Raw genomic sequence first — 8,742 nt, forward strand, 5'->3', positions numbered from 1 at the left:
GCCTATGGCACGCGACGAGGAACAGCCGGCAGGTCAGGCGCGACAGCGCATCGACAAGTGGCTGTTCTTCGCGCGACTTCGCAAGTCCCGCTCGCTTGCGGCAAAGTCCGTGGAAGCCGGCGATGTGCGCGTCAACGGCGCCCCCGTGCGCCAACCGTCCCATGCACTGCGCATCGGCGACGTGGTCTCGCTCTCGCTCGACCGCCACGACATGGTGGTCAAGGTGCTCCAGCCCGGCGAGCGGCGCGGACCCTATGAAGAAGCCCGCCTTCTCTACCACGACATGACGCCGCCGCCCCTGCCGCGCGAGGAGCGCACGCTTTTCGAGCAGGCGACGCGCGAGCGCGGCACCGGGCGGCCGACCAAACGGGAGCGCCGCGAAACCGACCGTTTGCAAGGTTTTCCCGGCGACGACGTCGATTAGAATTCTATACCTCGCATGCGCCCGGCGGCGCATGTATTACGCTTGCAAAGCGCCTCCAAAGCCTTTACCTCAGCCACCGGACGGCCCGCGACATGTGGGCGGCCTCCTGTCCGGCAAGCCGATCGCGTCATGGGTTCTGCGGTGACGGACGGCCCCGCTGTCGCCGGCCTTAAGACGATTCTGGAGTAATTCATGACGTATGTCGTGACCGACAATTGCATCCGCTGCAAGTACACGGACTGTGTCGAGGTATGCCCCGTCGACTGTTTCTACGAGGGCGAGAATTTTCTGGTCATCCACCCCGACGAGTGCATCGACTGCGGCGTCTGCGAGCCGGAATGTCCCGCCGAGGCGATCAAGCCGGATACCGAGCCGGGTCTCGACAAGTGGCTGAAGATAAACGCTGATTTCGCCACGGTCTGGCCCAATATCACGATCAAGCGTGATGCCATGCCGGAAGCCAAGGAAATGGACGGCGAAGAAGGCAAGTACGAGAAGTACTTCTCGGCCGAACCGGGCCAGGGCGATTGATCGCCGCAAGAGGCGGCAACTGAAGCTGGGGAAAAAGGCTTGCTCCCGTCGAAAGGCGATGGGACAGTCTTGATGACCCATGCGAAGCAAATTATTGATTTCGGCACTTTTTTGTGATAGGGTCTTCTTACTGATCCACATCGCGGCACTTCGCGTGCCCGAACACCACCACGAAAGCAAACGATCCCTCAACGCCGCTCACCTCCCATAGGCAGCTCCGGTTGCTCAAATGTGAACGCGTCGCAGGGACTTTTTTTGCGCATGGCGGACGGACCAGTGGTGACACCGCAAGGTGCCCCCCGTCTTTCCCGGGTCCCCAGGACCCACCCGGCCCAAGGGCCGGGAGCGTAACAGGGAGTATTTGAACAGAATGACGACCCCGCAGAAGAAATCTTCCACGCGCCACGGCTTCAAGACCGGTGAATCGATCGTTTATCCCGCTCACGGTGTCGGCCAGATCGTCGCCATCGAGGAGCAGGAAGTCGCCGGCATGAAGCTCGAGCTTTTTGTCATCGATTTCGAAAAGGACAAGATGCGTCTCAAGGTGCCGGTTGCCAAGGCCGTTTCCATCGGCATGCGCAAGCTGTCGGAGACCGATTTCGTCGAACGCGCGCTGAAGGTTGTCCAGGGCAAGGCTCGCGTGAAGCGCACCATGTGGTCGCGCCGCGCGCAGGAATATGATGCCAAGATCAATTCCGGCGACCTCATCTCGATCGCCGAAGTGGTCCGTGACCTGTACCGTGCCGAAAACCAGCCGGAACAGTCCTATTCCGAGCGCCAGCTCTATGAAGCAGCCCTCGACCGCATGGCCCGCGAAATCGCCGCCGTCAACAAGATGTCGGAAACCGAGGCCGTTCGCCTTGTCGAAACCAACCTGAGCAAGGGTCCGAAGCGTGGCAAGGCCATCGAAGAGGACGACTCGCAGGACGAAGCGGCCTGATTTAGGGCACGCCTCGACTTTTTAAAGCCCGGCTGGAAACAGCCGGGTTTTTTTATGGAACTTTTTTGCAGCGCACCCGTTTGGCAGACGACCGGCTTTTCGGGCGGCTGCGGGGTGGCGTGAACCACTTTATTTTCTCGGAAGAAGCTTTCGAGCGATCCGTCGGGCGAACTGAAACGTCATCGTTATATCGGGCGCCGAGGAGACAACGCCTCTTCGCGCCGGTTCGGTTCACGTGGAGACATTCGCCATGGCTACGACGACCGCAGACCGCCGCATGATCAAGCTTGCCATGTCCGCCCCCTATCTCGAGAGGGAAGAGGAGCAGGCGCTGGCCCAGGCCTGGAAGCACGACAAGGATCAGGAAGCCCGAAACCGAATTGCCATGGCCCATATGCGCCTTGTCATCTCCATGGCGGGCAAATTCCGCAACTTCGGCCTGCCGCTCAGCGATCTCGTGCAGGAAGGTTACATCGGCCTGCTCGAAGCCGCCGCCCGTTTCGAGCCGGAACGGCTGGTGCGCTTCTCCACCTATGCAAGCTGGTGGATTCGCGCCTCGATCCAGGATTACGTGCTGCGCAACTGGTCGATCGTGCGCGGCGGCACCAGTTCGGCCCAGAAAGCGCTGTTCTTCAATCTCCGGCGGCTGCGCGCCCGCCTCGCCCGTGGTGACACGCACCTAACCAGCGAGGCCATGCACCAGGAGATCGCCGTCGCATTGGGCGTCAGCACCGCCGACGTGCGCACCATGGATGCCCGCCTCTCCGCCTCCGACGTTTCGCTCCAGGCGCCGATCTCGTCCGCCGAAGGCGAGGGCTCCAGTCGCCTGGACTTCCTCACCAGCGATGCGCCTCTCCCCGACGAGCAGGCCCTCGACAGCATCGACGGCGAACGCCGCCATCACTGGCTGCACGCCGCTCTCGGCCAGCTCAACGAGCGCGAGATGAAGATCATCCGCGCCCGCCGCCTGGCGGAGAATGGCGCGACACTGGAAGAACTGGGCTCCCTGCTCGGCATTTCCAAGGAGCGTGTGCGCCAGATCGAGAACCGGGCGCTGGAGAAGCTGAAAGCCGTGCTGATCAGCAAGACGACCGACTTCGCCTACGCCTGAGGCGCCGGTGTGCGTGTGGATCCTCGGGTCGAGCCCGAGGATGACGGAGGGGAGGATTGGCTGGCAAGTCCGGCGAGGCTCTCTGCAAGGCAAGCTCGAATAGGGCTGCCAAGCAAGGTCGGATAGTGCTTCCATGAGCGGCAATTCATCCGTTATCCCGAACCATCCCCGCAAACTCCGTCATCCTCGGGCTTGACCCGAGGATCCACGGTTTCGCGCCATCCGCGCTTTCAACTCACTCGCTGATAATCTTGAATTTTTCGCCCGGCCGCACCGTGCTGGTCACCGTCATCGCGTTGATCAGCCGGAACAGGTCGAGCTTGCGATCCGTGCCCATCATGCGCCCGGCAAGCGAGGCGACGGTATCGCCGGCGCGGGCCGAGATGACGCGGACCCTCAGCGGCTTCAGCGAGGCGACTTCCGGCGGCGTCAGCTTGCGGAACGAGGCTTTCAGGATCGCCGCCGTCGGCTCCAGCGATTTCGACCCCGCCGGCACGGCCGTCAGGAAACGGTAGATCTGGCTATCGATGCGCACGACCGTGACATCGAAGTCCCAGCGGTCGGCGGCGGCCTTGGCGGTGGCGCCCTCCAGCCCGTTGATCATCACCGGCTGGATGGTTTCCGGCCTGAGGCCTGTTACCCAGCCGCTCGAAATGTAGTTGACCAGGTCCTGCTTACGGCTGTCGGCGACACCGTCGAAGCGGATCGCCACGTCGCCCGGTCCCGTCGCCAGCACCGCATCGGCCTTGTTGTCGATCTGGAAGCCGGCCGGCACGTCGAAGCGAATGCCGAGTTTTCCGTGCAGGAAGGTCTGGCCGCGCACATAGCCCTCTTCCGGCGCATCGCCATAGAGCAGGCCGTCGATGCCGGCGAGATAATAGTCGCGGCCGCGATCGCCGTTCGTGCCTTCCGCGCCGAAGGCGCGCGCATGCAGCCGCGCCAGTTCCACGCGCTGCGGCGCGTTCGGATGGCTCGACAGGAAGTCGAGACTCTGGTCGGAATCGGGATCGACCGCGGTGAAACGCGCATAGGCCGCCATGGAATCGAGGAATCGCGCCGCCGCATAGGGGTCGTAACCCGCCTCGCCCAGCATGCGCACGCCGATGACGTCGGCCTGGAGTTCCTGGTTGCGCGAGAAGGCGGCAAGCCGCAACTTTCCGCGCGCGAGCGCCTGCTTGCCGGCGATGTTGCTGGAGAGCACTTCCGCCACCACGCGGCTCGCGATGACCTCCGCCTCTTCCTTCTTCTGCCGCTCGATGCCGTGATTGGCGGTGACGTGCGCCATCTCGTGCGACAGCACGGCGGCGACTTCAGAAGCGTCGTTGGCAAGCGCCAACAGGCCTCGCGTCACGTAGAGGTAACCGCCCGGCAGCGCGAAAGCGTTGATCGCCGGCGAATTCAGGATGGTGATGCGGTAGGACTGGTTCGGGTTTTCCGAGACCAGCGTCAGCGCGCCGGCAATGCGCGCGACGAGGCGCTCGGTCTTGGCGTCCTTGTATTCCCCGCCATAGCTCGCGACGATGCGCGGATGCTCGCGCGCCCCCATCTGGGCGCGCGGATCGTTCTTCTGCACCTCTTCGACGATCTGCGGATTGGAGGACGGCGAGATCGTCGGCTCATAGGTCTGCTCGATGATCGACTGGCAGCCGGACAGCAGCATGCCGGCAAGCACCAGCGCCGCGATGGGTCGCAAAACCCCGCGTCCGGATACGATTGCAGCTTCCTGCGTTGCTCTCGCCATCTCTCTTGCCCACAGCCCTAAAGGGTCCACGTCAGAACAACAACCATATGGTGCAGCCAAACACCCATGTTCGCGCCTTCGAATGGATGAGATAGACGCACCATACCCGGCCGGCAACTCCCGATTCGACAAACGGTTCCCTTGTGGCTCCGGTGACACAGGGGGGCGTCCAAATTGTGGCGGGCTAGCGGGGCAAAATGACCCCCAGCCCGCTAAATCGCGGAACGGCCGAGGAATTTTGCAACGGCTGGTGGTTCTCGCCGCGCCAGGAAGTCCTCCACCGGCGCATCGAGCAGGATCGCGCCGGCCTCCAGGAACATCACCCGGTCGGCAAGCCGGCGGATATCCTGCGGCTGATGGGAGATGAAAAGCAGGGTGCTCTTAGTCTCGGCGCGTAGCTCCGAGAGGAGGTTTGCCATGTCCGCCCGCATGGCCGGGTCGAGCGCCGCGAAGGGCTCGTCGAGCAGCAGGATCGGCCGACGCCGCACCAGCGCGCGGGCGAGCGCCACCCGCTGCCGTTCGCCGCCCGAAAGCGATCCCGGCATGCGCCGCTCATAACCGCCCAGCCCGACGCGCGACAGCGCCGAAAACACGCTCTGGCGCGCCGCCGTATCGAGCTTCAGCCCGGAGTCGATGCCGAGCCCGACATTTTCGGCGACGCTCAGATGCGCGAAGAGATTGTTGTCCTGGAAGATGATCGAGACCGGCCGCTCCGCCGGGTCGCGTGCCGCCATGTCCTCCCCCAGCAGCGCGACGGTGCCCGTCGCCGGTTTCTGGAAGCCGGCGATCACGTTGAACAGCGTGGATTTTCCCGCCCCCGAGGGCCCGGCGACGGCGACCGCGGCACCGGCGGGGATAGCGCAGTCGAAGGCGAGCCGCTTCTCGTCGAAACGCACGGTGACGTCGGAAAGGCGGATAGCTGTATCAGGCATCGGCGGCAGGTCTTTCGGTCGTTCGGTCCGCGGCGGTCGAGGGCAGCGTCAGCAGAAGGCATATCACGCCGAGGATCAGCGCGATGCCCGCGGCATCCGCGGTGCGATAGCTCGCCATGCGGGAGAACAAGAGCCAGGGCAGCGTCACGAAGCCATCCGCGCCGAAGATGGCGACGGCGCCGAGATCGCCGAGCGACAGCGCCATGGCGAAGGCGAAGGCGGTGAGGAACGGTTTCTTCAGCGCCGGCCAGTCGATCCATCGCAGGCGATGCATGCCGGTGACGCCGAGGCTCAGCGCCAGCCGCGCGGTGCGCGACAGATGCGTGCGATAGGCGGGCTCCAGCACGCGCACGACGAAGGGCAGCGCCATCAGCGCATTGATGACGGTGATGACGGCCGGCGCGAAACGCCCCGTCTCGCCGACGGACCGCAACACCAGGAACCATCCCGTCGCCACGACGACCGGCGGCACGAGCAGGATCAGCGATCCAACGGCCGGCAGCGCGCGGCCGATCAGCCGCGTCGCGATTCCCGCATCGCCCGTCTCGGCAAGGCGCGGCACGAGCACGATGGGCAGCGCGATCGCAACACTGAGGCACGCCGAGGCGAAGGAGATGGCAAGGCTGGTGAACAGCGCCCTGTGCAGCAGCGGATCGACCGCGAGACGTCCGAAATCGGCGGCAAGGCCGGCGGTCACGGTGGCGGCGAGCGGTGCCGCGGTGAACAGCGTGAAGAGGACGATGACGAGACCATCCGTCATGCGCCGACGGCGGGCATCGAACCGGCGGATCGCGCGGCCCGCGGTCACGCCCTCCTCCGGCGGACGGCCGAACAGCGAGATCAGCCAGAGCAGCGTCGCCGTCACGAGGATTTGCAGGAAGGCGAGCAGCACGGCGCGCTGGGGATCGAAATCGAAGCGCAGCGCCTGGTAGATCGCCACCTCGATGGTGGTGGCCGCAGGCCCGCCGCCGAGCGTCAGCACGAGGGTGAAACTGGTCGCGCAGAGCATGAAGACGAGGCCCGCCACGCCCGGCAGCACGCGGCGGATGACCGGCCATTCGATCAGCCGGAAGACCGCGCCGTTGCCCATGCCGAGATTGGCCGAACTCAGCCAGTATTCCGGCGGGATGCGATCGAGGGCGGCAAGCAGGAAGCGCGCGGCGAGCGGCAGGTTGAAGAAGACATGGGCGATCAGGATGCCGGCTAGACCATAGACGCTCACCGGGTTCTGCAATCCGCCGAGCCGCAAAAGATCATTGACGACGCCCTGCCGCCCCCAGATCTCGATGACGCCGAGTGCGGCCACCAGCGCCGGCAGGCCGAGCGGCACGACGGAAAGCCGAATGATCCAGACCCGCCCCCAAAAAGCACGCTGCCGCGCAAGCGCCCGGGCGACGGGAATGGCGAGCACGATGGACAGCAAGGTCGACAGCGTCGCCTGCAGCAGCGTGAACTGCGCCACCCGCCAGATGTAGGCATCGAGCGGCGCACCACCGCCATCGCCTGCATGCGCCAGAAGCATGGCCGTCGCCGCGCCGACGAAGACGAGCACGACGCCGAGGGCGAGGCCCCCGGCGGCACGCAACGTCCGGCGTTCGGCGCGGGCGAAGACCATCACCTTATTTGGCGCTCATGGCGGCGAGCCATTCGTCGATCCAGGCCTTGCGGTTGGCCGCCACCTCGTCGGACGACATCAGGAAGGTCTTTTCCGGCTTCACCAGCGCATCGAAGGCGGCCGGCAGCGGGTCCTTGGTCTTGCCGGCCGGCATCATCCAGTTGGTTTCCGGAATGATCGACTGGAAATCCGGCCCGGTCATGAAGGTCAGGAACTGCCGTGCAAGATCCTTGTCGTCGGAGGTGCGCGTCAGGCCCGCCACCTCGATCTGCACATAGTGCCCCTCGGAGAAGGCGGCCGCCTTGTAGCGCTCGGTGTTTTCCGCGATGACGTGATAGGCCGGCGACGTCGTATAGGACAGCACCATCGGCGCCTCGCCCTTGGTGAAGAGGCCGTAGGCCTCCGACCAGCCGGGCGTGACCGTCAGCACGCGGTCCTTGAGCTTGCCCCAGGCCTCGCCAGCCTTGTCGCCATAGACCGATTTCACCCAGAGCAGCAGGCCGAGCCCCGGCGTCGAGGTGCGCGGATCCTCGATGACGATTTTCTGCGCCGGATCGCCTTCGACCAGCTCCTTCAGGCTCGTCGGCGGCGTCTTCACCGTCTCGGTATCGTAGATGACGGCGAAATGGCCGTAGTCGTAGGGCAGGAACGTATCATCGGAAAAGCCGCCCGGCACCGTCAGGCCTTCCGGCTTCAGGTCGTGCGCTTCGAAGAGCCCGGTCGCCTTCGCCTCGGCGATGAGGTTGGTGTCGAGGCCGAGCACGACATCCGCCTTGGTGCCTTCGCCTTCGAGCTTGAGGCGCGTCAGCAGCTCGACGCCATCGGCGACGCCGACCCATTCGACCTTGCAGCCGCAGGTTTTTGCGAAGGCTTCCGCGACCTTCGGCCCCGGGCCCCAATCGGCAACGAAGCTCTCATAGGTGTAGACGGTCAGCGTCTTTTCCTGCGCCAGCGCAGGCAAGGCGAAGGAAACGGCAAGGGCCGCGATCGAGGTGAGAAATGTCTTGCGCATCGGCGCCTCCCTGGTCTGTTCATAAAACGGGAATAGGGCGCTCAAAATGTGCCGTCTAATCCCTCCGCCGGTACGAGCCGGATCAGGTTCTTCGGGTTGGCGAAACCGCCTCTCAGCCAGTGGGTCGAAAACCCGCATGGCACCCCGTTAGAGCAAGGCAAGGCATAATCCCGCTTGCAGCGCGGCGCAAGAGGCAAGGCCCTGTTCCATGCGGAACAGCGGGCGACAGGGCGATGTGGGAAAGTCCGATCACTGGACGAGAGAGGCTCATCCAACAGAGATCAGGAGAAACCCCATGCGCAAGATCATCATTTCCGCCGCCATCGCAGCCGTCGCCGCCATCTCTTTTGCCGCCCCGTCGCAGGCCGGCTATTACAGCTACGGCTACAAGCCGCACTGCTTCATCAAGAAGGTGAAGTCCTACGACTACTACGGC

The 8,742-nt window shown here is 64.6% G+C and carries 8 protein-coding genes and 1 riboswitch; of the genes, 4 read left to right on the forward strand and 4 right to left on the reverse strand.

What is annotated here, in order from left to right; translation table 11 throughout:
* Positions 1 to 4: 4 nt before the first annotated feature.
* The 4 genes from VGN93_RS20715 to VGN93_RS20730 all read left to right on the forward strand — a co-directional run bounded on the left by VGN93_RS20715 (position 5) and on the right by VGN93_RS20730 (position 3,006).
* Complete coding sequence (locus VGN93_RS20715) at positions 5 to 424, forward strand: RNA-binding S4 domain-containing protein (protein ID WP_327508937.1); 420 nt, start codon at positions 5 to 7, stop codon at positions 422 to 424.
* A gap of 192 nt (positions 425 to 616) precedes the next feature.
* A complete protein-coding gene (gene fdxA / locus VGN93_RS20720; RefSeq protein ID WP_256119494.1) occupies positions 617 to 955 on the forward strand; it encodes a ferredoxin FdxA in 339 nt (112 codons plus the stop codon).
* 370 nt (positions 956 to 1,325) lie between these two features.
* Positions 1,326 to 1,895: a CarD family transcriptional regulator gene (locus VGN93_RS20725; protein WP_256119495.1), complete on the forward strand. Its 570-nt coding sequence runs from the start codon at positions 1,326 to 1,328 to the stop codon at positions 1,893 to 1,895.
* A gap of 250 nt (positions 1,896 to 2,145) precedes the next feature.
* Complete coding sequence (locus VGN93_RS20730; protein WP_319324080.1) at positions 2,146 to 3,006, forward strand: RNA polymerase factor sigma-32; 861 nt, start codon at positions 2,146 to 2,148, stop codon at positions 3,004 to 3,006.
* Between the two features lie 235 nt (positions 3,007 to 3,241).
* On the opposite strand, the gene VGN93_RS20735 is transcribed toward VGN93_RS20730, so the two are convergent.
* The 4 genes from VGN93_RS20735 to thiB form a co-directional block, all read right to left on the reverse strand.
* The gene (locus tag VGN93_RS20735) at positions 3,242 to 4,666 is read right to left on the reverse strand and encodes a M48 family metalloprotease (protein ID WP_319324097.1); all 1,425 of its coding nucleotides are present in this window, start codon (positions 4,664 to 4,666) and stop codon (positions 3,242 to 3,244) included.
* A 293-nt stretch (positions 4,667 to 4,959) separates the two neighbouring features.
* The gene (locus VGN93_RS20740; RefSeq protein WP_327508938.1) at positions 4,960 to 5,679 is read right to left on the reverse strand and encodes an ATP-binding cassette domain-containing protein; all 720 of its coding nucleotides are present in this window, start codon (positions 5,677 to 5,679) and stop codon (positions 4,960 to 4,962) included.
* A complete protein-coding gene (gene thiP, locus VGN93_RS20745) occupies positions 5,672 to 7,294 on the reverse strand; it encodes a thiamine/thiamine pyrophosphate ABC transporter permease (RefSeq protein WP_327508939.1) in 1,623 nt (540 codons plus the stop codon). The genes VGN93_RS20740 and thiP overlap by 8 nt, the downstream gene beginning before the upstream one ends.
* Before the next feature lie 4 nt (positions 7,295 to 7,298).
* Entirely contained in the window at positions 7,299 to 8,306 is a 1,008-nt protein-coding gene (gene thiB, locus VGN93_RS20750) for a thiamine ABC transporter substrate binding subunit (RefSeq protein WP_327508940.1), read from the reverse strand.
* Between the two features lie 42 nt (positions 8,307 to 8,348).
* Positions 8,349 to 8,463: riboswitch (TPP riboswitch) on the reverse strand.
* Between the last annotated feature and the right edge of the window lie 279 nt (positions 8,464 to 8,742).

Origin of the sequence: Shinella sp. (assembly GCF_035998705.1) — a bacterium.
Lineage (GTDB): Bacteria > Pseudomonadota > Alphaproteobacteria > Rhizobiales > Rhizobiaceae > Shinella.